At 54.8% G+C, this 24,338-nt stretch carries 20 protein-coding genes; 7 read left to right on the plus strand and 13 right to left on the minus strand.

Annotated features, from left to right (window positions below):
* Positions 1 to 113: 113 nt before the first annotated feature.
* From odhB to sdhC, 6 genes are all read right to left on the minus strand, one after another.
* Positions 114 to 1,334: a 2-oxoglutarate dehydrogenase complex dihydrolipoyllysine-residue succinyltransferase gene (odhB, locus tag LF929_RS14310; protein ID WP_226092594.1), complete on the minus strand. Its 1,221-nt coding sequence runs from the start codon at positions 1,332 to 1,334 to the stop codon at positions 114 to 116.
* Between the two features lie 17 nt (positions 1,335 to 1,351).
* Entirely contained in the window at positions 1,352 to 4,159 is a 2,808-nt protein-coding gene (gene sucA, locus LF929_RS14315; protein WP_016941939.1) for a 2-oxoglutarate dehydrogenase E1 component, read from the minus strand.
* Between the two features lie 239 nt (positions 4,160 to 4,398).
* Positions 4,399 to 5,115: a succinate dehydrogenase iron-sulfur subunit gene (locus tag LF929_RS14320; protein WP_012883907.1), complete on the minus strand. Its 717-nt coding sequence runs from the start codon at positions 5,113 to 5,115 to the stop codon at positions 4,399 to 4,401.
* Between the two features lie 18 nt (positions 5,116 to 5,133).
* The gene (gene sdhA / locus LF929_RS14325) at positions 5,134 to 6,900 is read right to left on the minus strand and encodes a succinate dehydrogenase flavoprotein subunit (protein ID WP_038907390.1); all 1,767 of its coding nucleotides are present in this window, start codon (positions 6,898 to 6,900) and stop codon (positions 5,134 to 5,136) included.
* Positions 6,900 to 7,247: a succinate dehydrogenase membrane anchor subunit gene (gene sdhD / locus LF929_RS14330; RefSeq protein ID WP_012883905.1), complete on the minus strand. Its 348-nt coding sequence runs from the start codon at positions 7,245 to 7,247 to the stop codon at positions 6,900 to 6,902. Before sdhD ends, sdhA begins: the two co-directional genes overlap by 1 nt.
* On the minus strand, positions 7,241 to 7,630 hold the full coding sequence (gene sdhC, locus LF929_RS14335; protein ID WP_210174685.1) for a succinate dehydrogenase cytochrome b556 subunit: 390 nt from the start codon (positions 7,628 to 7,630) through the stop codon (positions 7,241 to 7,243). The genes sdhD and sdhC overlap by 7 nt, the downstream gene beginning before the upstream one ends.
* Positions 7,631 to 8,307: 677 nt before the next feature.
* Here sdhC and LF929_RS14340 point away from each other — a divergent pair.
* Positions 8,308 to 9,594, plus strand: a complete 1,287-nt coding sequence (locus LF929_RS14340; RefSeq protein WP_038903786.1) for a citrate synthase — start codon at positions 8,308 to 8,310, stop codon at positions 9,592 to 9,594.
* 110 nt (positions 9,595 to 9,704) lie between these two features.
* Here the strand turns inward: LF929_RS14340 and pxpA are convergent, their stop codons facing one another.
* From pxpA to LF929_RS14375, 7 genes are all read right to left on the minus strand, one after another.
* Positions 9,705 to 10,442 carry a 5-oxoprolinase subunit PxpA gene (pxpA, locus tag LF929_RS14345; protein ID WP_210174686.1) on the minus strand — a complete coding sequence of 246 codons (738 nt, stop codon included), beginning with the start codon at positions 10,440 to 10,442 and terminating at the stop codon, positions 9,705 to 9,707.
* Positions 10,432 to 11,361 (minus strand): 5-oxoprolinase subunit PxpC, encoded by a 930-nt coding sequence (gene pxpC, locus LF929_RS14350; RefSeq protein ID WP_038903784.1) that lies wholly within the window; start codon positions 11,359 to 11,361, stop codon positions 10,432 to 10,434. The genes pxpA and pxpC overlap by 11 nt, the downstream gene beginning before the upstream one ends.
* Entirely contained in the window at positions 11,355 to 12,014 is a 660-nt protein-coding gene (gene pxpB / locus LF929_RS14355; protein WP_210174687.1) for a 5-oxoprolinase subunit PxpB, read from the minus strand. Before pxpB ends, pxpC begins: the two co-directional genes overlap by 7 nt.
* 62 nt (positions 12,015 to 12,076) lie before the next feature.
* Entirely contained in the window at positions 12,077 to 12,820 is a 744-nt protein-coding gene (locus LF929_RS14360) for a type 2 GTP cyclohydrolase I (RefSeq protein ID WP_168365213.1), read from the minus strand.
* Positions 12,821 to 12,834: 14 nt separating this feature from the next.
* On the minus strand, positions 12,835 to 14,280 hold the full coding sequence (phrB, locus tag LF929_RS14365; protein WP_226092595.1) for a deoxyribodipyrimidine photo-lyase: 1,446 nt from the start codon (positions 14,278 to 14,280) through the stop codon (positions 12,835 to 12,837).
* A 240-nt stretch (positions 14,281 to 14,520) separates the two neighbouring features.
* On the minus strand, positions 14,521 to 15,480 hold the full coding sequence (locus LF929_RS14370; RefSeq protein ID WP_210174689.1) for a DUF523 and DUF1722 domain-containing protein: 960 nt from the start codon (positions 15,478 to 15,480) through the stop codon (positions 14,521 to 14,523).
* A 266-nt stretch (positions 15,481 to 15,746) separates the two neighbouring features.
* Entirely contained in the window at positions 15,747 to 15,953 is a 207-nt protein-coding gene (locus tag LF929_RS14375) for a YbfA family protein (RefSeq protein WP_038903778.1), read from the minus strand.
* A 390-nt stretch (positions 15,954 to 16,343) separates the two neighbouring features.
* On the opposite strand from LF929_RS14375, the gene kdpF reads away from it, so the two are divergent.
* The 6 genes from kdpF to kdpE are packed head-to-tail and all read left to right on the plus strand — an operon-like array spanning position 16,344 to position 24,280.
* The gene (gene kdpF / locus LF929_RS14380; protein WP_049779755.1) at positions 16,344 to 16,457 is read left to right on the plus strand and encodes a K(+)-transporting ATPase subunit F; all 114 of its coding nucleotides are present in this window, start codon (positions 16,344 to 16,346) and stop codon (positions 16,455 to 16,457) included.
* A complete protein-coding gene (gene kdpA, locus LF929_RS14385; protein ID WP_210174690.1) occupies positions 16,457 to 18,142 on the plus strand; it encodes a potassium-transporting ATPase subunit KdpA in 1,686 nt (561 codons plus the stop codon). Before kdpF ends, kdpA begins: the two co-directional genes overlap by 1 nt.
* A 14-nt stretch (positions 18,143 to 18,156) precedes the next feature.
* Positions 18,157 to 20,223, plus strand: a complete 2,067-nt coding sequence (gene kdpB / locus LF929_RS14390; protein WP_038903775.1) for a potassium-transporting ATPase subunit KdpB — start codon at positions 18,157 to 18,159, stop codon at positions 20,221 to 20,223.
* 15 nt (positions 20,224 to 20,238) lie between these two features.
* A complete protein-coding gene (kdpC, locus tag LF929_RS14395) occupies positions 20,239 to 20,814 on the plus strand; it encodes a potassium-transporting ATPase subunit KdpC (protein WP_016941954.1) in 576 nt (191 codons plus the stop codon).
* A 50-nt stretch (positions 20,815 to 20,864) separates the two neighbouring features.
* The gene (gene kdpD / locus LF929_RS14400) at positions 20,865 to 23,594 is read left to right on the plus strand and encodes a two-component system sensor histidine kinase KdpD (RefSeq protein WP_226092596.1); all 2,730 of its coding nucleotides are present in this window, start codon (positions 20,865 to 20,867) and stop codon (positions 23,592 to 23,594) included.
* Positions 23,591 to 24,280, plus strand: a complete 690-nt coding sequence (gene kdpE, locus LF929_RS14405) for a two-component system response regulator KdpE (RefSeq protein WP_226092659.1) — start codon at positions 23,591 to 23,593, stop codon at positions 24,278 to 24,280. The genes kdpD and kdpE overlap by 4 nt, the downstream gene beginning before the upstream one ends.
* The last annotated feature ends 58 nt before the right edge of the window (positions 24,281 to 24,338 follow it).

A 24,338-nucleotide genomic window follows, 5' to 3' on the forward strand; every position in this document is an offset into this window, starting at 1 on the left:
GATAAGTCCAGAGACTCTCTGTCGTGGATAACGCCGCCGCACAGATGCAACGGCCTGCATAGCACATAATAAAGGCGGCAGGACGCAGGCCAGCCGCCTTTTACTACAACGGGTTAGACATCCAGCAACAAGCGAGCCGGGTCTTCCAGCATTTCTTTAACAGTAACCAGGAAACCAACTGATTCGCGGCCATCGATCAGGCGATGATCGTAGGACAACGCCAGATACATCATCGGCAGGATGACCACCTGACCATTCACCGCCATTGGGCGATCTTTGATAGCATGCATCCCCAGAATCGCGCTCTGCGGCGGGTTGATAATCGGGGTCGACATCAGAGAACCGAACACGCCACCGTTGGTAATAGTGAAGTTACCACCCGTCAGCTCTTCGACGGTCAATTTACCGTCGCGGCCTTTCACCGCCAGTTCTTTGATTTTCTTCTCGATCTCGGCCATACCCAGCAAGTCGACATCTTTCAGCACCGGCGTTACCAGACCACGTGGGGTAGATACCGCAATGCTGACGTCGAAATAGTTATGGTAGACCACATCTTCGCCATCAATAGACGCGTTCACTTCCGGATAGCGCTTCAGTGCTTCCACGACAGCCTTAATGTAGAAGGACATGAAACCCAGACGCACGCCATGACGTTTTTCAAACGCTTCGCCATACTGCTTACGCAGATCCATAATCGGTTGCATGTTGACTTCGTTGAACGTGGTCAACATGGCGGTACTGTTTTTCGCTTCCAGCAGACGCTCAGCCACGCGCTTGCGCAGACGGGTCATCGGAACACGTTTCTCGCTGCGGCTTCCCAGCGCGGCAGCAGGCTGTGCGGCGACCGGTGCTGCAGCAGCGTTGCTGGCTGACTTCTGAACAGCCAGGTGTTTTTCCACATCTTCGCGAGTGATACGCCCGCCGACGCCACTGCCTTTAATAGCGGATGCGTCCAAACCATGCTCGGCAATCAGACGACGAATCGCCGGGCTCAGCGCATCGTTATTTTCATCTTCCAACCCGGCGGTGTGACGCTGTGCCGGAGTAGACTCTTTGCTCTGTGCTTTTTCGCTGGTTTCTTTGCCGGAATTATCTCCCGGACGCAAACGCCCCAGAACCTGACGAGATGTCACGGTAGCGCCTTCAGCTTCCAGCACCACTTCCAGTACACCCGCTTCGATCGCCGGTACTTCCAACACGACTTTGTCGGTTTCAATTTCAACCAGCACTTCATCACGCTGGACGCTATCGCCCGGTTTCTTGTGCCAGGTAGCGACAGTCGCGTCAGCTACAGATTCCGGCAGGTCAGGGACAAGAATATCTACGCTACTCATTATCTATCCTTATTCATTTAATTAACGTTCAGCGCGTCATTAACCAGAGCTTGTTGTTGTTTCTGGTGTACGGACATATAGCCAACGGCGGGTGAAGCAGAGGCCGGGCGACCGGCATACCGCAACGAGGCACCAAAAGGAATCACTTCACGGAAGTGGTGCTGGCTGCAATACCATGCGCCCTGGTTCAGTGGCTCTTCCTGGCACCAGACAAAATCATGTACGTGAGCGAACGGTTCCAGCGCGGCCTGCACCGACTGATGCGGGAACGGATACAACTGTTCGATACGCACTATCGCCACATCGTTCTGTTCATTCTTGCGACGCTGTTCCAGTAAATCATAGTAGACCTTGCCAGAACACAGCACGACACGCTTCACTGCTTTTGGATCCAGGCTGTCAATTTCCCCTATTGCAGGCTGGAATTGCCCATTAGCCAGTTCATCCAGCGTAGACGTCGCCAGCGGGTGACGCAGCAACGATTTCGGCGACATCACAATCAGTGGGCGGCGCATACCACGCAACGCCTGACGGCGCAGCATGTGGTAGACCTGAGCTGGTGTGGAGGGAACACAAACCTGCATGTTTTGCTCAGCACACAATTGCAAGTAGCGCTCCAGACGTGCGGAGGAGTGTTCTGGCCCCTGACCTTCATAACCATGCGGCAACAGCATGACCAGACCGCACATACGGCCCCATTTCTGTTCGCCGGAACTGATGAACTGGTCAATCACCACTTGAGCGCCGTTGGCGAAATCGCCAAACTGCGCTTCCCAGATAGTCAGCGTACGTGGCTCAGCCGTAGCATAACCGTACTCGAATGCCAGCACGGCTTCTTCAGACAGCACCGAATCCCAGACATTGAAAACACCCTGGGCGTTATGCACATACGCCAGCGGTGTATAGGTAGAACCACCTTTCTGGTTGTGTACCACCGCGTGGCGATGGAAGAAGGTACCGCGACCAGCATCTTCACCAGACAAACGTACCGGAATGCCTTCGTCTACCAGTGTGGCATAGGCCAGGGTTTCCGCACCGCCCCAGTCAAACAGTTTTTCGCCTGCCGCCATTTCAGCGCGGTCGTTATAAATCTTGGCGACACGCGGCTGCATTTCCAGCGCCTCCGGCACTGTGCTGATACGGCGTGCCAGTTCCTGCAAACGCTTGGTTTCAACTTTATGCGGATACGGCTCGTCCCAATCATGGTTGAGATAAGACATCCAGGTGAAAGAGTGCATGTCCATCGGACGCCACTCGTCTACCACACATTCACCGGCATCCAGTGCATCGCGGTAAAGATTGACCATCTCGGTAGCGTCGGCAAGCGTTGTGAGCTGCTGCTGTTCCAGACGGTCAGCGTAGATTTTACGCGGCGTTGGGTGCTTCTTGATTTTCTGGTACATCACCGGCTGGGTAGCGCTCGGCTCATCGGCTTCGTTATGGCCGTGGCGGCGGTAGCACACCAGATCGATGAAGACATCACGCTGGAAGGTATTACGGAAATCCAGCGCCAGACGGGTAACAAACGCGACTGCTTCCGGATCGTCAGCATTAACGTGGAAGATAGGCGCCTGCACCATCTTGCCGATATCGGTACAGTATTCGGTAGAACGGGCATCGAGAGGGTTGGAGGTGGTAAAACCGATCTGATTGTTGATAACAATACGAATGGTGCCGCCAACTTCGTAACCGCGTGCTTTGGACATGTTCAGGGTTTCTTGCACTACCCCTTGCCCCGCAATCGCGGCATCGCCGTGAATAGTAATCGGCAACACCAGTGAACTACTGGGGTTATCCAGACGATCGATACGGGCACGTACCGACCCTATGACTACCGGGCTGACGATTTCCAGGTGCGATGGGTTAAACGCCAACGCCAGGTGAACCTTACCGCCCTCAGTTTCCATATCGGAGGAGAAGCCCTGATGGTACTTCACATCCCCCGTGCCGAGATGATCTTTGTGCTTACCGGAGAATTCGTCGAACAGATCCTGGGGTTTTTTCCCCATCACATTCACCAGCACGTTGAGACGGCCACGGTGGGCCATTCCCATCACCACTTCACGCGTACCATTTTTGCCCGCGTGACGGATTATTTCCTTCAGCATCGGAATCAGCGCATCGCCACCTTCCAGCGAGAAGCGCTTGGCACCAGGGAACTTGGCGCCCAGGTAGCGTTCCAGCCCTTCAGCCGCAGTCAGTTCTTTCAGGAAGCGCTTTCTTTCTTCAACGCTAAAGCTGGGCTGTCCCACCACTGACTCGATACGCTGCTGAATCCAGCGTTTTTCATCCGTGTTGGTAATGTGCATGTATTCCGCACCGATCGAACCGCAGTAAGTCTGTTTCAGTGCGCTATACAATTCGCCAAGCGGCATGGTTTCTTTACCAATGGCGAATGAACCAACGTTAAAGCTCTCTTTCAGATCGTCATCGGTCAGGTTGTGGTATGCCAGATCCAGATCGGCTACGCGCTCTTGTTTCCACAATCCCAATGGATCCAGGTTGGCATGTTGATGCCCACGGAAACGGAAAGCGTTAATCAGCTGTAATACTTTGACTTGCTTGGCATCACTGTCAGGATCAGTAATGGAAGAAGTATAACGCGAGGCATCTTTCGCCAGACGGCGAAAATAGTCGCGGGTTTTGGAGTGAAGTTGATCCGGTTTAACCCCAGTGGTAGGAAGTTGTTGAAAAATCGAACGCCAGCTGTGATCAATAGAATCTGGGTCGGTTAAAAAATCTTCATAGAGCTGCTCTATGTAGGACTGGTTCGCGCCCGCCAGATAGGAGGAATCCAGCCAGGCCTTCATTGCGCCGTTCTGCATTGTGATCCCTTAAGCTAATTAGCTTCAGTTTTCGCCGTGGTTAACATGTTCTATGTTGCCGTTATAAAACGGGTTGCCGTAAAACGGTTCACTTGTTGTGCTTAGTTACGCACAATGCGGATAGTCTTATCCTGAAGGAACCTTTAAAAAACGGTTTAAGCGCACAAGCCGGCTTTTAAAGGTTTCCTGCTGCTCCCCCGCCTCGCGACGGGGGAAACAGTGTGCTACAGAGCCAGAACTCAGGCGCTACGCTGCAGCAACATCGACTTGATGTGGCCGATAGCGCGCGTCGGGTTCAATCCTTTCGGACAGACGCTGACGCAATTCATGATGCTGTGACAGCGGAATACGCTGAAAGCATCGTTGAGATCATCCAGGCGAGCCTTGGTTTCCGTATCGCGGCTGTCAATCAGGAAACGGTAGGCTGCCAGAAGACCTGCAGGCCCGACAAACTTATCCGGGTTCCACCAGAAAGATGGGCAGGATGTCGAACAGCATGCGCACATGATGCACTCGTACAACCCATCCAGTTTTTCCCGCTGCTCTGGTGACTGCAGATGTTCGCGAGAAGGTGGATTCTTCCCATTATTCAACAGGTAAGGCTTAATTTTCTCATATTGAGCATAGAACTGCCCCATGTCTACCACCAAATCACGTACGACTGGCAGTCCAGGCAGGGGACGAATCACAATTTTGTTGTTGCCATTACGTAGGGTGGACACTGGCGTGATGCAGGCCAACCCATTCTTACCATTCATGTTCAGACCGTCGGAACCACACACCCCTTCACGACAGGAGCGACGGAATGCCAGTGTCGGGTCCTGCTCTTTGAGCAGGATCAGCGCATCGAGCAGCATCATGTCACGGCCTTCTTCCGCTTCCAGCGTATAGTCCTGCATGCGCGGAGCGCTATCGACATCCGGGTTATAACGATAAATGGAAAATTCAACTTTCATCGCTTTCTCTCCGCAAAATTAATAGGTACGCACTTTCGGCGGGAACGCCGGACGCAGTTTAGGCTGCATGTTTACCTCACGGCGCGTCATGCTTTCGGTTTGCGGTTGATACAGCGAATGGCACAACCAATTCTCGTCATCACGTTCAGGATAGTCGAATCGGCTGTGAGCTCCACGGCTTTCGGTACGGAAATTTGCCGATACCGCAGTGGCATAAGCCGTTTCCATCAGGTTATCCAGTTCCAGACATTCAATACGCTGAGTATTGAACTCGCTGGATGTATCATCCAGACGGGCGTTTTTGAGCCGTTCGCGGATCACTTTCAGCTCTTCCAGCCCCTTCGCCATGGCATCACCTTCACGGAATACCGAGAAATTGTTCTGCATGCAGGACTGCAACGCTTTGCGAATTTCCACCGGGTCTTCACCAGAGCGGGTGTTATTCCAGCGGTTAAGTCTGTCCAACGAGGCGTCGATATCAGAATCGCTGGCATCACGCGTCACGCCCTGTTCAGCCAGAGATTCCTGCAAGTGCATACCCGCAGAACGGCCGAACACCACCAGGTCGAGCAATGAATTACCGCCCAGACGATTAGCGCCATGTACCGATACACACGCGATTTCACCTACAGCGAACAGACCCGGGATCACCACATCCTCACCCTTCTCATTCACCGTCAGTGCCTGACCGGTCACTTTGGTCGGGATCCCACCCATCATGTAGTGGCAGGTTGGGATAACCGGAATCGGCTCTTTCACCGGGTCAACATGTGCAAACGTGCGAGACAGTTCCAGAATGCCCGGCAGACGAGATTCCAGTACATCTTTACCCAGGTGATCCAGTTTGAGCTTGGCATGCGGCCCCCACGGACCATCACAACCACGGCCTTCGCGAATTTCAATCATGATAGAACGGGCTACCACGTCACGTCCGGCCAGGTCTTTAGCGTTTGGTGCATAACGCTCCATGAAGCGCTCACCGTGTTTATTCAGCAGGTAACCACCTTCGCCACGGCAACCTTCGGTCACCAGTACGCCCGCACCCGCGATACCGGTCGGGTGGAACTGCCACATTTCCATGTCCTGCACAGGGACACCAGCGCGCAGCGCCATGCCGACCCCGTCGCCGGTATTAATGTGGGCATTGGTCGTAGATTGATAAATACGACCGGCACCGCCGGTTGCCAGCACAGTAGCACGGGCTTTGAAATAAACGACTTCGCCGGTTTCAATACAAATAGCCGTACATCCAACCACCGCGCCATCCTGGTTTTTCACCAGATCCAACGCATACCACTCGGAAAACACTGTGGTGTGATTTTTCAGGTTCTGTTGGTACAACGTATGCAACAACGCATGACCGGTACGGTCTGCCGCCGCTGCAGTACGGGCAGCCTGCTCGCCGCCAAAATTCTTAGACTGACCACCGAACGGGCGCTGGTAAATGCGTCCGTCATCAAGACGGGAAAACGGCAACCCCATGTGTTCCAGTTCCAGAATCGCTTCCGGACCGGTTTTACACATATATTCGATAGCGTCCTGATCACCGATATAGTCGGAACCTTTCACGGTGTCATACATGTGCCATTCCCAGTTATCTTCATGAGTATTACCCAGCGCTACCGTAATGCCCCCTTGGGCAGATACAGTATGAGAACGGGTCGGGAACACTTTTGACAACAGGGCACAGGACAGGCCCATCTGGGAAATCTGCAGTGCAGCGCGCATACCTGCGCCACCTGCACCGACAACAACGGCATCAAACTCTCTGACTGGCAAATTCATCACGCACCCCACACCACAACAGTTCCATAAATGACGTACACCAACAACGCGACGACGATAGCCAGTTGCAACGTCAGCCGGATAGCCAGCGGTTTGATATAGTCAGTCAACACCTGCCACATCCCGATCCAGGCATGAACCAGAATGGCGAACAGCGTCAGCAGGGTGAACACCTTAGTGAGATGCATGGCGAAGAAACCGCGCCAGACTTCATACGTGAGGTTACCGGCGCTGGCTACAAAACCAACGATATACAGGACATACAGCACGATGACGATGGCAGAAGCGCGAAGTAATAACCAATCGTGTACGCCATTACGCCCCAATGCGGAGGCATTGCTTACCATACGAGGACTCCAGCCAAAAATGAAAGCACGACAGTAATGATGAAAGAGGTTTTTGCAGTACGTGATCCCGCCTCGAAGTTCTCTTCGATATAGCCGAAATCCATCAACAGATGACGCAGACCACCTACAATATGATAGGCCAGTGCGGTCAAAATGCCCCAGACAACGAATTTCACGATGAAGCTGCCCATGATGGCCGCCGCCTGAGCAAACCCTTCTGGCGAAGAGAGAGACAGGCCCAACAGCCACAATAGAATACCTACAGCAACAAACGTTATAACGCCGGAGACACGGTGAAGAATAGATGCTATCGCGGTAACGGGGAACCAGATCGTTTGCAGATCCAGATTGACAGGTCTTTGTTTTTTCACGAGTTTGCCCACACAGCTTTTATTATTTTCTTCCTCCGGACCTGTTGTGGGGTCAGACAGTGCGGACGGTGAGATGGTGCTTATCTCTGTCAATGTACGGCTGGATACGATCCTTTATTTTCATCCGCACAAACCGTTCACACTGGGTGCTCCTACTGCAGGGTATTCCGGAGACCTGGCGGCAGTATAGGCACTTCACATTCTTATTACAATTACCCTACAAACTGTTTGGGCACATTTGCCCTGAACAGTGATTGAGATCACGAATTTCACAATTTATATAAAATTAATTATCTGATTTGACAAATCTTAAACATTTAAATTACAACTAGGACCCAAGAAACCTGTTGTCCTGTTAAAGCTCATTGGTAGCTCTTTCCCATTCACCAAAGTTATGTAACAGTGGGAAACAAAGTCCCCGGAAAAATTATAAGTACTGGCTACAATTAGAGCAGGACAGGGCTAAAACCCGAGCTGGGAGAAGACGAGTTCATCCTGACTGTGACCGCCTGACGATACGCCTGACGATAATAGTCAACTCTGTACCCGATTTGGTTGCCGACGACAGTTTGGTTTCCAACTACAGGGCGACGTCTGGTCTGTTTACTTTGTCCAGCGTGCGGGCATGACGGTATTTCTGCAGTGACGAATTTTTAAAATTAAAGATTAAAGCGCTAAGGAGACTGTAAATGGCTGATAAAAAAGCAACGCTTACAATAGACGGCAATGAAGCGATTGAGCTGAATGTCCTGTCTGGTACGCTTGGCAACGATGAAATCGATATTCGTAGCCTAGGTTCTAAAGGTTATTTCACGTTTGACCCAGGTTTCACTTCCACCGCATCCTGCGAATCCAAAATCACTTACATTGACGGCGATGTGGGCGTACTGCTGCACCGCGGCTATCCGATTGCGCAACTGGCGGAAAAGTCGAACTATCTGGAAGTCTGTTATATCCTGTTGTTTGGCGAAGCGCCGACACAAGAACAATATGACACGTTCAAGACCACCGTAACCCGCCACACCATGATTCACGAGCAGATCACGCGTCTGTTCCACGGTTTTCGTCGCGACTCCCATCCCATGGCGGTGTTGTGCGGCGTAACGGGCGCGCTGGCAGCGTTCTACCATGACTCGTTAGATATCGGAAACGAACGTCATCGTGAAATCGCCGCTTACCGCCTACTGTCGAAAATGCCGACCGTCGCAGCCATGTGTTATAAATATTCCATCGGCCAGCCGTTTGTGTACCCACGTAACGACCTGTCCTATGCGGGTAACTTCCTGCACATGATGTTCTCAACGCCGTGCGAAGAGTACGTCGTCAATCCGGTACTGGAACGTGCAATGGACCGCATCCTGATTCTGCATGCTGACCATGAGCAGAATGCGTCCACCTCTACCGTGCGTACCGCTGGTTCCTCCGGCGCTAACCCGTTCGCGTGTATCGCCGCTGGTATTGCTTCACTCTGGGGGCCGGCACATGGTGGCGCCAACGAAGCCTGTCTGCGTATGCTGGAAGAAATCAGTTCTGTGGAGCATATTCCAGCCTTTATCAAACGCGCCAAAGACAAGAACGATTCGTTCCGTCTGATGGGCTTTGGTCATCGCGTGTACAAGAACTACGACCCACGCGCTACCGTAATGCGCCAGACCTGTCACGAAGTTCTGAAAGAACTGGGGACAAAAGACGACCTGCTGGAAGTGGCGATGGAGCTGGAAAACATCGCGCTGAACGACCCGTACTTCATTGAGCGTAAACTCTACCCGAACGTGGACTTCTACTCAGGCATCATTCTGAAAGCCATGGGTATTCCGTCTACCATGTTCACGGTGATTTTCGCGATGGCTCGTACTGTCGGCTGGATTGCTCACTGGAGCGAAATGCACGGCGAAGGGCTGAAGATCGCGCGTCCGCGTCAGTTGTATACCGGTCACGACGAACGCGACTTCGAGCCGTTAGTCACCAAGCGCTAAGCGTTATCACAGTTAGTCAAATAAGTAAGGTCGGGGATTTACCCGACCTTTTTGCTTTCTGTTCTTTATCTTCAGTATTTTCAGTGCATGCCCGTATCTACGCTTTTCTGCTAACGGGCCGTAACCTGTATGCCGTACTGTGTGAAACTCTCCCTAAGCCGACGGGCAAATACCAGCGCATGTGCGTTATCGCCATGCAAGCAGACCGTTTCTGCCTGCACTGAGACCCAGGTACCATCCTGAGCCCGAACCCGCTGACGCTGCACCATCTCCAGCGTCTGAGCCAACGCCAGTTCGTCGCTACTGATCACGGCAGAAGGCTGATCACGCGGCACCAGCGAACCATCCGCCTGATAACTGCGATCAGCGAAAACCTCCTGACGGCACTTCAGCCCGGCGCGTTGACCGGCATGAATCAATTCACTCCCCGCCAGCCCAACCAGACACAACGACGAGTCGACCGCCGCTACCGCACGGGCAATCGCCTCTGCCAGCACCGGATCGCGCGCGGCCTGATTGTAGAGCATGCCATGCGGTTTCACATGAAACAGGCGCGCCCCTTCAGCCTTAACGATCGCCACCAGGGCACCAATCTGATACAGCACCTGCGCGTATACCGTTTCCGGCGGTACGTTCATGGCCGTCCGGCCAAAGTTTTCGCGATCAAAAAAGCTCGGGTGAGCCCCGATCGCCACGCCATACTGAATAGCCCAGCGTACCGACTGGCGCATCAAACTGGCATCGCCAGCATGAAAACCACAAGCGATATTGGCGGAGGAAACCAGTTGTAGCAACGCCTCGTCATGTTGACCGCCTTCTCCCAGATCGGCATTCAAATCAATGACCATGTAACCTCCAGGCAATCTGTTCCAGGTAGCGAGACTGCTCCTGCCATGCTCGCTGAGCCTCATCCAGCGAACAACGAATAAAATGTACCGGCTCACCCAGACGCAACTGCGCCATGTTGTAAAGATCAGCGTCAATCACACAACCGATACGCGGATAACCGCCGGTAGTCTGCGCATCAGCCATCAGTACGATAGGCTTGCCGTTATGCGGTACCTGAATCACCCCCGGCAACAGGCCGTGCGACAGCATTTCCCGCTGCTTTTCGCGTACTAGCTCGGGCCCCAACAGACGGTATCCCATACGGTTACTCTGTGGGCTTAGGTGCCAGCCGGTGCGCCAGAAATTATCCCGCGCCTCTTCACTAAACTCCTGATATTCCGGCCCTGGCAACACACGTACCCGGTTACTGAACAGCAGTTGCTTCACCCCCACTGAACGTTCCGGTAAACGTTCCGGTTTCCCTAACGGGAGCACATCGCCTTCCGCCAGCAGTCGCCCTTCCAGCCCACCAATCCCAGCTTTCAGGTCAGTACTGCGGGAGCCCAGTATCTCTGGTACGGCAATCCCTCCGGATACCGCCAGATAGCTGCGCATACCGTTACGCGGTGAGCGCAGGCGTAGCGTCTGGCCTTTTTGTACCGCAAAACGCCAGCCGGTCCACAATGTTTTACCGTCCAATAAGGCGTGGCAATCGGCACCGGTCAACGCTATCCAGCATGGTGCGGTAAACGTCACCACCAATTGCCCCAGCGTAATTTCCAGTGCTGCTGCATTCGCTTCATTCCCCACCAACAGATTGGCGAGTTTCAACGCTGGACTATCCAGCGCGCCACACTGGCTGATCCCCAGTTGGCGCCAGCCGGGTCGGCCGAGATCCTGCACGGTGGTTTGCAACCCTGCGCGAATAATCTTCAGCATATTCCCTCCCGCTGGGGTATAAAACGCACCCGATCTCCCGGTCTTAACAACACCGGCGGCGTTTGCGTCGGCTGGAACAACGCCAGCGATGTCTGGCCAATCAGTTGCCAGCCGCCCGGCGTATTGAGCGGATAGATACCGGTTTGATTGCCGCCGATCCCGACCGAACCGGCGGGCACCTGCAGGCGTGGTTCGGCACGACGAGGGGTAAACAGCGCCTCATCCAACCCGCCCAGATAAGGGAAACCGGGCTGGAAACCCAGAAAATAGACCACATAACGCCCGGCGGCGTGACGTTCTACCACCTGCTTCGACGTCATACCACAGTGCTCAGCCACCGTTTTCAGGTCCGGGCCGTAATCACCGCCATACGTCACCGGAATATCAACGTCACGGGCCTGCTCTTGCGCGAAGGATGCGCTCTCTTCCCACCACCGTTGCAGGCGCTCGATGGTATCCAGCGCCTGTGTACGGGGATGTTTGAGCACCACCGTCAGGTTATTCATGCCGGGGATGACTTCACTGACCTCGTCATGCCCGGTCAAACGCTCTGCCAGCCCCCAGATCCGCTGCTGGCTTTCCAGTCGTAACGGCGGTTCCAGCTCCAGCACCACCGCTCTCTCACCCAGTAAATAACAGCGTGCACGTTGCATTCCACCTCCCGACTGATGTATCTGCCCTATCTCGCGACGGCCTCATCCAAACCTGGTCGGCTCTACGCCGGGTTTGGGATATCGATAAATGTCACGTCAAAACCGTGTTGTGCCGTAAGCCACTCACCTAATGCACGAATACCGGCACGCTCAGTGGCATGATGCCCGGCAGCGTAGAAATGTAGCCCCATTTCACGAGCGGTATGAATCGTTTTTTCCGACACCTCACCGGTGATGAACGCATCAACACCGAAGTCCGCCGCCTGATCGATAAAACCTTGCCCGCCACCCGTACACCAGGCAATACGCCGGATCTGTGCCGGTGCGTTGTCACCACAGTGCAGCACCGGTCGCTCCAGCACCCCTTCCAGTTTGTGGCGCAACGCGTCACCGCTACACGGCTGAGCGAGTTCGCCATACGGCAACAGCGGCTCAATGTCGCCCAGAACCTGAATATCCAGCATCGCCGCCAGTTGGGCGTTATTACCGATTTGCGGGTGAGCATCTAACGGCAGGTGGTAACCATATAAATTAAGATCATTCGCCAGCAAGGTTTTCAGACGCTGACGTTTCATACCGCGTACCACCGCCGGTTCGTTACGCCAGAAGTAGCCATGATGGACCAGCACCGCATCGGCTTGCTGCGCGACTGCCGCATCCAGCAAAGCCTGGCACGCCGTCACACCGGTCACGATACGCTGCACGTCACTGCGCCCTTCTACCTGTAATCCATTAGGGCCGTAATCCTGAAACGCAGCCACATTCAGAAAACCGTTAATCAGGCTTTCCAGTTCTGTATTACGCATAGCTCTTGTGCTCCTTAATGCTGTTGTGGCGATGATGCCGCTTCCTGTTTGGCAGCCTCGAATGCTGCCAGCGTGCGCGTGCGCGCCTGTTTATGATCGACAATCGGTGCCGGATAATCGATACGCCGGTGCTGGCGGGCAGCCCAGTCATGGGGCTGATGTACCGCCTTGCCAGGAATCTGCGCCAGTTCAGGTATCCAATATCGAATGAACTCACCGTCCGGGTCGAAGCGCTCACCCTGAGTGGTCGGATTGAAAATACGGAAATATGGCGCAGCGTCGGTACCGGTGGAGGCAGCCCACTGCCAGCCGCCATTATTGGCTGCTAAATCGCCGTCCAATAGACGGCTCATGAAATAACGCTCGCCTTCACGCCAGTCGATCAGGAGATCTTTCACCAGAAAACTGGCGCAAATCATGCGAAGCCGGTTATGCATCCAGCCGGTCTGGTTTAACTGACGCATCGCCGCATCAACGATGGGATACCCCGTTTCCCCGCGCTGCCACGCGGCCAGTTCATCCGGGGCGTTGCGCCAGGCTACGCGCCGCGTCCAGCCAATAAACGGCTGGTGCCGACACAACGACGGGCTAAACACCAACAGGTGGCGGTAAAACTCACGCCATACCAGCTCGTTGAACCAGGTAAACGCGCCGCTTTCCGGCCGGGCCAACCCGTCCGGGTGTTCCATTCTTAGCCGGTTGAAACACTGGCGTGGTGACAGCACCCCCAGCGCCAGATAGGGCGATAGCTTGCTGGTGGCAGGTCGCGCAGGCAGGTCGCGCAACTCATGGTAGAACGCCACCTGTTCGCGGCAAAACTGACGCAGACGCTGCACAGCCGCCGCTTCACCAACCGGGAAATCGGCATGCACCTCAGCTTGCGGATAGTCGAACGGTGCCAGCGGCACCAGCGTAACATCCCCCTGCTGGCGGGCTACCGGCGCAGGTAACGAGCTGACATCCTGCTGTTGCAGGCGTTTGATAAAGGCAGAGCGGAATGGTGTAAACACCTTGTACATATCGCCAGACCCGGTCACCACGCTGCCCGGTGGCAATAACAGGCTGTCATCAAACTCCCGACACACGGTCACACCCGCCAAAGCCTGGGTCAGTTGCTCATCGCGCTGGCGTTCATTCCATTCATACTGGCGGTTGTAAAACAGCTGCGTGACCTGACGCTCACGGCAAAAATCAGCCAGCCAGCGCACACTGGCGGCAAAATCATCACATTGCTGGTAGTGCAGCGGGATGCCTTTCTCCTGCAGTGCCTGTTGCAGACAGCGTAAATTACCCAGTAAAAAAGCGGCCTGACAGGGTGCCATGTCATGGCTGCCCCACTGTTGCGGCGTGGCGATAAACACAGCTTCCACCCGCGCATCAGCATCCTGACAGGCGGCGTGTAACGCCAGATTATCGGTAAGGCGTAAATCGTGGCGAAACCAAACCAAATGTGTGGTCATGAACCATCCTTAACGTCGTACTACTAAAACGAAAACCTGACTTAACGCCTCTCCCGGTAGGCGTTCGCAGATAACATGCAATGCATGTTGAACAGACAATCCATATTGAACAAGCAATCACTCGTCCTATCCTGCGGGCGAGCGCAGCGAATCAACCGGAGCGTACACGGAGTGCGTGAGGATTTCGAGCACTGCCCAAGGCCCAAATGGCACGTGAAATAGCCTTAATGAGACAGGCGCTTAGTGGCCATAACGTAACCGTAGCGCTTCCGGGTAAGGATCAAAATAGCGCTGCTGCGACAACCAGGCATCCGGGTATTCTGTCATGTAATGACGCAACAAGGTAAGCGGTGCCAGTAAGGGTTGGACACCCTGTCGATAGCGCTCGATCAACTGAGCTAGCTCCTGCCGCTGCCCGGCAGTCAACTGACGGCGAAAATATCCCTGCACGTGCATCAACACGTTGGTGTGATTACGGCGAGAAGCGGGATGAGACAACAGCGTCATTAATCGCAACCGGTACTGTGCCGCGAACGCATCCAGAGAATCCCACTGGTCGATTGCGGCGACAAACGGCCCCAGTTCGCGGTACGCCGGTTGCGAATGCGCCAGCAACAACAATTTATAACGACTGTGGAAGCTCATGAGTGCGCTACGGCTCAATCCTCTTTGCCATAACTGATTGAATTCGTGGAGAGCATAAACCCGGGTAATGAAATTCTCACGCAGCATCGGATCGTGCAGGCGACCATCTTCTTCCACCGGTAGCCACGGCAACGTTTGTTGTAATTGACGGGTAAACAACCCCACCCCGCTTTTACGTGCGTTATTTTGGGCAACCTCATACACCTTAACCCGCTCCATGCCGCAACTGGGTGACTTGGCACAGACAATATAGCCACACAGATGCGCCAGTTCCGCCGTTCTGGCAGCAGAAAACGCGGCCATTTCTTCCGTCGCATCCAGTCCGGAGCCATTGCTGGCTAGCAACCTGATGCCCCCTGAATCCGACTTCACCAACCGCAACGCCGGGCGCGGTACTGGCAAGCCTATCGCCATCTCCGGGCATGTCGGCTCAAAATGAAAATAAGGCGCTAACTGTTCAACGGCAAAAGCCAGCCGTTTGTGCCCACCATCAAAACGTACCGGATTGCCCAGCAGGCACGCACTGATACCAACGGAAATCAGATCGGCAGTCATGATATCTATCCCCTTGATTAAAAGAGAGTGCTATTGCCATAGCATAGCAGAGCGCAGGAAAACGCCGCACAGAGAAGCGGTCAGAGAATCCGTAAAAACAGCAGGAAAAAACGGGTGGGCAAGGCGATGAGATAGCAAAAAATGATTACGCAACGAAAAACAATGCTACAGAAAAAAATAACACCACGGGAAAGCAAAAAGACGTAAAAAGAAGCGGCAGATCAGAAAAGCGCAACGGTCGCCGGGGCTTCCCGTCACACAGTCAATCAGTAAAAATACCCGGCGGCGTGTTCCGACTGCTCCAGCCATACCGGCTTGTCGCTGGTTTTAAGCCATACACGGTGCAAATAGCTATAAAAACGCGCACGGCCAGGCCAGAACAGCATGATCGGCAGCGCCAGCGTACCAGCCAACACCACGCCGATGCGTCGCAGCATAACCCGATACCAAGGGTACACAACATAAGACATCATAATAACTCCCTTCCAAACACACTATAGACTGGTTAAATTTTACACTCATCAGACCAGATAGCAACACAAAAAAATGACTATTTTTTCATACTCATCAATAAGTTAATTTTATGTTGATTTTTTTAACCACTAAGTTACACCTCGTTGTCTCGCCTCTGCATAGCGTTAGAACGACACGACTGGTTAACCACCATCCCACCGCCACCCTAGCGGTAGCCTAACTGACGTATCTTTCATCATTTTTATACTTTTTTTACGCCCCCTACCTGGAAATTTGCACCTTCTTTTTCTCACTCTGCGTAGCCTTAACCATGCAGCAAGACGCTCATTATTCAGGTGTGCGGTCATCAGTAGGATACCGCAGCCGAACAGGGCGACGACAGGATAAACGTGTCAACACCGTTGGAGGTGACTGTGAATATTGGCCTGGTGGCAGGCGGTATGCTGGTGGTTTTACTGCTGGTTTACCTTTTTTATGCATTGCTTAACGCGGAGGAATTCTGATGCCCAGCGATGCTTTTTTACTCATCGTCAGTCTGTTTGCACTCCTGTTAGTGCTGGCACAACCGCTCGGCCAGTTTGTGGCCCGACTGGTGGAAGGAGAAACCGGTGTATTACGCCGTTACGAACTGAGCGTAGCTCGGCTCTGCGGCTTTTCAACCCGTGAAATGGGTTGGCAGCACTACGCGATCGCCATTCTGGCGTTCAATCTGTTAGGTATCGTGCTGCTGTTTCTGATACTCCTGTACCAGGATCATTTGCCGCTGAACCCACAGCAGATGCCGGGGATGTCCTGGCATCTGGCGCTCAACACCGCAATCAGTTTTGTCACTAACACCGACTGGCAGGCTTACAGCGGGGAAAGTGCTCTGAGCTATTTCAGCCAGATGGTTGGGCTGACGGTGCAGAACTTTTTATCCGCTGCAACCGGTATCGCCGTCGCATTCGTGCTGATGCGAGCCTTTGCACGCCGCACCACCCATGAATTAGGCAACGCCTGGTTGGATCTGCTGCGCATCAATCTGTATCTGCTGCTGCCGATTTCATTGCTGCTCAGCCTGTTCTTCATCAGCCAGGGAAGCATTCAAAACTTCCTGCCTTACCAGCATATCACCACGCTGGAAGGGGCATCTCAGGTGCTGCCGATGGGGCCATTGGCCTCACAAGAAGCGATAAAAATGCTGGGTACCAACGGCGGTGGCTTTTTTGGTGCCAACTCGGCCCACCCGTTCGAAAACCCAAATGCATTGACTAACTTCGTGCAGATGCTGTCCATTCTGCTGATCCCAGCCGCGCTGTGCTTTGCCTTTGGTCGGGTGGTCAACGACCGACGTCAGGGCCATACCCTGCTGTGGGCCATGTCACTGATGCTGATCGTCGCCTCAGTCGTCGTGATGTATGCCGAAGTGAGTGGTAACCCGCACCTGTTATCGCTAGGGGCAGACAGTGCGCAAAACATGGAAGGTAAGGAATCGCGCTTCGGGGTACTGGCATCGGCCTTTTTCGCCGCCATTACCACTGCCACGTCTTGTGGTGCGGTTAACGCCATGCACGATTCATTTACCGCGCTGGGTGGTTTGATCCCGATGTGGTTGATGCAGATTGGCGAAGTCATCTTCGGCGGCGTAGGTTCCGGTTTTTACGGCATGCTGGTGTTCGTCTTGCTGACTGTCTTTATCGCCGGACTGATGATCGGCCGCACTCCGGAATACCTGGGTAAGAAAATCGAGGCCTGGGAAATGAAAATGGCGGCGTTGGCTATTCTCATCACCCCAGCACTGGTGTTACTGGGTACGGCACTGGCGCTCAGTACCGAAGCGGGTCGCGCCGGTATTCTGAACCCCGGAGCACACGGTTTTAGCGAGGTGCTGTACGCCTACTCATCCGCCGCCAACAACAACGGCAGCGCGTTTGGTGGTCTCACCGTCAACACCCCGTTTTACGACGTGACGCTGGGCATCGCCATGCTGGTAGGGCGTTTCTCATCGCTGATTCCAGTGCTGGCTATCGCCGGTTCACTGGTGGCGAAAAAACGCCAACCGGAAACCCAAGGGTCGTTATCCACCCGTGGTCCGCTGTTTATCGGCCTGCTCATCGCCATCATTTTACTGATTAGCGCGTTGAACTTTATCCCTGCCCTGGCACTGGGTCCCGTTGCCGAGCAGTTACAGTCAAGTCTGGTTCACTGAGCCGGAGAAAGAAGATGATTCGTAAACAGCAAACGCTTTTTGATTCCGCACTGTTGCGTAATGCGCTGGTGGATTCAGTAAAAAAACTCGACCCACGCATCCAGTGGCGCAACCCGGTGATGTTCGTGGTGTATATCGGCAGCCTGCTGACAACCGGTATCTGGCTGGCCATCGCCAGCGGTCATACCGACGGCAGCGCCGGTTTCACTGGTGCTGTCGCGCTGTGGTTGTGGGTAACAGTCTTGTTCGCCAATTTCGCTGAAGCACTGGCGGAAGGCCGCAGCAAAGCACAGGCAGAAGCCCTGAAAGGGGTGAAGAAAACCAGTTGGGCCAACAAGCTGACCACCCCGCATCATGATGCGGCAACCCAGCAGGTACCGGCTGATAGCTTGCGTAAAGGTGACATCGTACTGGTGTCCGCCGGTGAGATGATCCCCTGCGACGGTGAAGTGCTGGAAGGTGGTGCCTCGGTGGATGAAAGCGCCATCACCGGTGAATCTGCACCGGTGATCCGTGAATCCGGCGGCGATTTCGCCTCGGTCACCGGCGGTACCCGCGTACTGTCCGACTGGCTGGTGATCCAATGCACCGTCAACCCCGGCGAAACCTTTATCGACCGCATGATCGCCATGGTGGAAAACGCCAAACGTCGTAAAACGCCGAACGAAGTCGCACTGACTATTTTGCTGGTGGAACTGACCATCATCTTCCTGCTGGTAGTCGCGACCTTATCGCCGTTTTCCTGGTTTAGCGTGCTGGCTAACAACAGCGGTTCGGTTATCAGTATCACCGTTCTGGTGGCGCTGCTGGTGTGTCTGATCCCTACCACTATCGGTGGATTGTTGTCTGCCATCGGTATCGCCGGTATGAGCCGTATGCTCGGTGCCAACGTCATCGCCACCAGTGGTCGTGCTGTCGAGGCCGCTGGCGATATCGATGTGCTGCTGTTAGACAAAACCGGCACCATCACGCTCGGCAACCGTCAGGCGTCAGCGTTTCTGCCAGCCCCGGGGGTCAGTGAACAAGCGCTGGCAGACGCGGCGCAACTGGCGTCACTGGCGGATGAAACGCCGGAAGGTCGCAGCATCGTGGTGCTGGCTAAACAACGCTTTGGCCTGCGTGAGCGCGCGCTACAGGATTTGGACGCCACCTTCGTGCCGTTCTCAGCACAAACACGCATGAGTGGTGTCAATATTCAGGGCCGCACGATCCGCAAAGGCGCGGTGGACGCGCTGCGTCGCTACATTGAAGCCAATCAGGGGCAATTCCCAGCCGAAGTGGAAGACGCTGTCGCCAGCGTTGCACGACAAGGCAGCACCCCGTTAGTGGTGGCGGAAGGCAAACGCGTGTTGGGCGTCGTGGCGCTGAAAGATATCGTCAAAGGCGGTATCAAGGAACGCTTCGCTGAACTGCGCAGCATGGGGATCAAAACCGTCATGATCACCGGCGATAACCCGCTGACTGCCGCCGCCATCGCCGCTGAAGCTGGCGTAGACGACTTCCTGTCGGAAGCCACGCCGGAAGCCAAGCTGGCGCTGATTCGTCAGTATCAGGCGGAAGGCCGCATGGTCGCCATGACCGGTGACGGCACCAACGACGCTCCGGCGCTGGCACAAGCCGATGTGGCGGTAGCCATGAACTCCGGTACTCAGGCGGCTAAAGAAGCGGGTAACATGGTGGACTTGGATTCAAACCCCACCAAGCTTATCGAAGTGGTACACATCGGCAAACAGATGCTGATGACCCGAGGGTCACTCACCACCTTTAGTATCGCCAACGATGTGGCCAAGTACTTCGCTATCATCCCGGCGGCGTTCGCGGCAACCTATCCGCAGCTAAACGCGCTTAACGTCATGCACCTGCACTCCCCCGCCTCGGCGATGTTGTCTGCGGTGATCTTCAACGCGCTGATTATCGTGTTCCTGATCCCGTTAGCGCTGAAAGGGATTAGCTACAAACCCATGAGTGCGGCGGCATTGCTGAGCCGTAATCTGTGGATTTACGGGCTGGGCGGACTGCTGGTGCCGTTCATCGGCATCAAGCTGATAGACCTGATCCTGACCGTCACCGGACTGGCGTAACCAAAGGTAATCATCATGAATTATATTCGTTCTTCTCTGGTGCTATTGCTGCTGATGACCCTGATAACCGGCGTGGGTTATCCCTTGTTGGCGACAGCGCTGGGGCAATTGCTGTTCCCGGCGCAGGCCAACGGTTCCCTGCTCTACCAACAGGACAAGCCGGTTGGATCGTCACTGATAGGCCAGGCATTCAGCCGTGACGGGTACTTCCAGGGACGCCCATCCGCGACCTCGGACAGTGCCTACAACACAATGGCGTCTGGCGGCAGCAATCTAGCGGTCAGTAACCCGGCGCTGGACAAAGCCATCAGCCAGAATGTCGCCGCCTGGCACCAACGTCATGGTGATAACGCTGCCGTACCGGTCGATCTGGTCACGGCATCGGCCAGCGGCCTTGATCCGCACATTTCGGTACAAGCAGCACGTTATCAGGCCGGACTGGTCGCCAAAGCTCGCGGATTGTCGCAGGATCAGGTGGATCAATTAATCAATAGCCATACCTACACGCCAATGCCCGCATTTATCGGTGCGCCGGTAGTGAATGTCGTAGAATTGAATATGGCGCTGGATACGCTTAAACCGCTTCCCTGATTAAAGAACCGCGGTGTCGACAGAACAGACCCGATTGATGAGGAACAGAAATGACCGACGAGGAACAACGTCGACCCGACCCGGATAGCCTCTTAAGCCAGATTGAGGAACAGCCGCGCGGTAAGCTCAAAATCTTCTTCGGCGCTTGTGCAGGCGTAGGTAAAACCTACGCCATGCTACAGGAAGCGCAGCGCCTGAAAGCACAAGGACTGGATGTGCTGGTCGGGGTGGTGGAAACCCACGGGCGCAGTGAGACCGCCGCATTGGTGGAAGGTTTGCCCTCCCTGTCGATGAAGAAGATCAGCCACTACGGTCGCCATCATCATGAGTTTGATCTGGATGGGGCGCTGGCACGGTGTCCGGCAATCATCCTGATCGACGAACTGGCGCACAGCAATATTCGCGGTTCTCGTCACCCCAAACGCTGGCAGGACGTTCAGGAACTGTTGGATGCCGGCATCGACGTCTTCACCACCGTCAACGTACAGCATCTGGAAAGTCTCAATGATATCGTCGGCGGTGTCACCGGTATCCGGGTACGGGAAACTGTTCCTGACCCGATTTTTGACGACGCTAACGAGGTGGTGTTGGTGGACCTGCCACCTGACGACTTACGCCAGCGTCTTAATGAAGGCAAAGTTTACCTGCCGATGCAGGCAGAACGCGCCATCGAAAACTTCTTTCGCAAAGGCAATCTGCTCGCCTTACGTGAGCTTGCACTGCGACGTATGGCCGACCGGGTAGACGATGAGATGCGTGCGATGCGCGCCAGTCAGGGACGTGAGCGGGTCTGGCATACCCGCGATGCTATCTTGCTGTGTATCGGTCGCGGCGTGGGCAACGAAAAACTGGTGCGCACCGCCGCCCGTCTGGCTGCCCGCCTGGGCAGCATCTGGCATGCGGTGTATGTTGAAACTCCCGGTTTGCATCGTCTGCCAGAAGGCGAACGACGGGCCATCCTGCGTGCCCTGAAGCTGGCGCAGGATTTGGGGGCGGAAACCGCCACCCTGTCTGACCCTTCGGTAGAACGCGCGGTATTGCGTTACGCTCGCGATCATAATCTCGGCAAAATCGTCATTGGCCGTCATACCGAGCAAAAACTCGGCTGGTGGCGTCGCACCCGCTTTGCCGAGAAGCTCGGCAAGTTAGGGCCGGACCTCGACCTTGTGGTGGTATCAGTACAGGACGACGCCACACCGCCACCGCCCAAAGCGCCAGACAGTCGTGGTATTACCGACAAATGGCGATTACAGCTCTACGGCTGCGGTGTAGCGATGCTGCTGTGCACGCTGATCACTCTGCTGGCGCTGTGGTCGCCCTTCTCGATGCTGGAACCGGTCAACCTGGTGATGCTCTACCTGCTGGCCGTGGTGCTCATTGCCCTGTTTTATGGTCGTTGGCCATCGGTCTTCGCCGCCTTCATCAACGTCGCCAGTTTTGATCTGTTTTTCGTGGTGCCGAAAGGTACCTTCGCCGTCGCCGACGCACAATATCTGGTCACGTTTGCGGTGATGCTGACTATCGGTATTCTGGTGGGGAATCTGACTGCCGGGGTACGTTATCAGGCCCGCGTCGCCCGCTACCGGGAACAGCGGGTGCGCCATCTGTACGAAATGTCCAAAGCACTCAACCGCAGCCTGTCAGTTGAGGATATCGCCAAAGCCAGCCACCATTTTCTGCGCTCCACATTTCAGGCCAAGATAGCCATTTTGCTGGCTGAGCCATTGTCTGCGCCGACGGCAGAGCTACAGCAGGTTGCGCTTGATGAACCTGAGCAGTTGATCGTCGATAAGGCCATTGCTCGCTGGAGTTACGACCATGCCGCGCCTGCCGGTGCCGGTACCGCCACACTGCCGGGCGTGCCTTACCAATTGCTGCCGCTGACCACGTCGCAGCTGACGTTTGGCGTCATCGCCGTAGAACCCACCAACGCGCGTCAGTTAATGATTCCGGAACAGCAGCGTATGCTGGAAACCTTTACGGTGCTGATCACTAACGCACTGGAGCGTCTGCATCTGGTTAACAGCACCGAAAATGCACGTCTTGACGCCGAACGCGAGCAACTGCGCAACTCGCTGCTGGCCGCGCTATCCCACGATTTACGCACTCCGCTGACGGTACTGTTCGGTCAAGCTGAAATCCTGACGCTCAATCTGGCATCCGAAGGTTCCCCCTATGCCCCACAGGCCAGTCAAATACGCCAGCACATTCTCAGTACCACGCGTCTGGTTAACAACTTGCTGGACATGGCGCGCATCCAGTCTGATGGCTTTAATTTGCGCAAAGAGTGGCAAACACTGGAAGAGTTGACCGGAAGTGCATTACGGCAGTTGGAAAACTCGCTGGCAAGCAATACTATTCACTTACGGTTGCCGCAGGACATGATACTGCTGTACTGCGACGCCAGCCTGATCGAACGGGTGCTGATCAATCTGCTGGAAAACGCCATCAAATACGCAGGTGAGCAGGCGACCATTACCCTTTCTGCCAGCCGACGCTCCTCGTCAGCGTCCGGCGATGTGCTGGAAGTGCAGATTCAGGATAACGGCCCGGGCATCCCCATCGGTCAGGAAAAAATCATTTTCGACAAGTTTGCCCGTGGGCACAAAGAGTCTTCGATTCCCGGCGTTGGGCTGGGACTGGCGATTTGCCGGGCGATTGTAGAAATTCACGGCGGGAAAATCTGGGCCACCAACGCAGACGAAGGCGGCGCAGTGTTCCATTTTACCCTGCCGCTGGGTGCGCCACCGGCGCTCGAACCTGAAGAGATGGAGTCCTGACCCTGTTACAGACCAACATACTGATCGTAGAAGATGAAAAAGAGATCCTGCGTTTTGTCCGTAACGCGCTGGAAGGTGAAGGCTGTCGCGTGTTTGAAGCCGAAACGCTGCAACGGGGGTTGATTGAAGCCGCGACGCGTAAACCGGATCTCATTATTCTTGATCTGGGTCTGCCCGATGGCGACGGTATTGATTACATCCGGGATCTGCGGCAGTGGAGCGCCATCCCGGTTATCGTGTTATCAGCCCGCACCGACGAACAGGACAAAATCGCCGCACTGGATGCCGGTGCCGAGGACTATCTCACTAAGCCCTTTGGCATTGGCGAACTGCTGGCACGTTCACGGGTCGCGTTACGTCGTTTTAGTACTCCCCAGCAGGAAACCCCGCTGATTACCTTTTCCAATGTCACCGTGGATTTGATCAACCGTCAGGTTATCCGCAATCAGCAGGAACTGCACCTGACGCCTATCGAATTCCGGCTGCTATCCACCCTGCTCGCCAGCCCCGGCAAAGTGCTGACACAGCGCCAACTGCTCAATCAGGTCTGGGGTCCTAACGCGGTGGAACACAGCCATTACCTGCGCATCTATATGGGGCATTTACGTCAAAAACTGGAAGATGACCCGGCACGCCCACGTCACTTTTTGACTGAAACCGCCATCGGCTATCGGTTTATGCCCTAAATGCCCAGATACTACGCCTGACGCAACTGCTGTCCTGCCAGCATCAAGCGTAGCATCC

This window comes from Dickeya oryzae (genome assembly GCF_020406815.2).
In the GTDB taxonomy this organism is placed as follows: Bacteria; Pseudomonadota; Gammaproteobacteria; order Enterobacterales; family Enterobacteriaceae; genus Dickeya; species Dickeya oryzae.

Bases quoted from the DNA above. Each gene is read 5' to 3' on its own strand.
- LF929_RS14375 (WP_038903778.1), bottom strand. From the start codon at position 15,953: ATGATGTCTTATGTTGTGTACCCTTGGTATCGGGTTATGCTGCGACGC.
- odhB (WP_226092594.1), bottom strand. From the start codon at position 1,334: ATGAGTAGCGTAGATATTCTTGTCCCTGACCTGCCGGAATCTGTAGCT.
- LF929_RS14320 (WP_012883907.1), bottom strand. From the start codon at position 5,115: ATGAAAGTTGAATTTTCCATTTATCGTTATAACCCGGATGTCGATAGC.
- LF929_RS14340 (WP_038903786.1), top strand. From the start codon at position 8,308: ATGGCTGATAAAAAAGCAACGCTTACAATAGACGGCAATGAAGCGATT.
- kdpD (WP_226092596.1), top strand. From the start codon at position 20,865: ATGACCGACGAGGAACAACGTCGACCCGACCCGGATAGCCTCTTAAGC.
- sdhA (WP_038907390.1), bottom strand. From the start codon at position 6,900: ATGAATTTGCCAGTCAGAGAGTTTGATGCCGTTGTTGTCGGTGCAGGT.
- pxpB (WP_210174687.1), bottom strand. From the start codon at position 12,014: ATGCAACGTGCACGCTGTTATTTACTGGGTGAGAGAGCGGTGGTGCTG.
- sdhD (WP_012883905.1), bottom strand. From the start codon at position 7,247: ATGGTAAGCAATGCCTCCGCATTGGGGCGTAATGGCGTACACGATTGG.
- pxpC (WP_038903784.1), bottom strand. From the start codon at position 11,361: ATGCTGAAGATTATTCGCGCAGGGTTGCAAACCACCGTGCAGGATCTC.
- kdpB (WP_038903775.1), top strand. From the start codon at position 18,157: ATGATTCGTAAACAGCAAACGCTTTTTGATTCCGCACTGTTGCGTAAT.
- LF929_RS14370 (WP_210174689.1), bottom strand. From the start codon at position 15,480: ATGACTGCCGATCTGATTTCCGTTGGTATCAGTGCGTGCCTGCTGGGC.
- kdpA (WP_210174690.1), top strand. From the start codon at position 16,457: ATGCCCAGCGATGCTTTTTTACTCATCGTCAGTCTGTTTGCACTCCTG.
- phrB (WP_226092595.1), bottom strand. From the start codon at position 14,280: ATGACCACACATTTGGTTTGGTTTCGCCACGATTTACGCCTTACCGAT.
- LF929_RS14360 (WP_168365213.1), bottom strand. From the start codon at position 12,820: ATGCGTAATACAGAACTGGAAAGCCTGATTAACGGTTTTCTGAATGTG.
- sucA (WP_016941939.1), bottom strand. From the start codon at position 4,159: ATGCAGAACGGCGCAATGAAGGCCTGGCTGGATTCCTCCTATCTGGCG.
- pxpA (WP_210174686.1), bottom strand. From the start codon at position 10,442: ATGGTCATTGATTTGAATGCCGATCTGGGAGAAGGCGGTCAACATGAC.
- kdpC (WP_016941954.1), top strand. From the start codon at position 20,239: ATGAATTATATTCGTTCTTCTCTGGTGCTATTGCTGCTGATGACCCTG.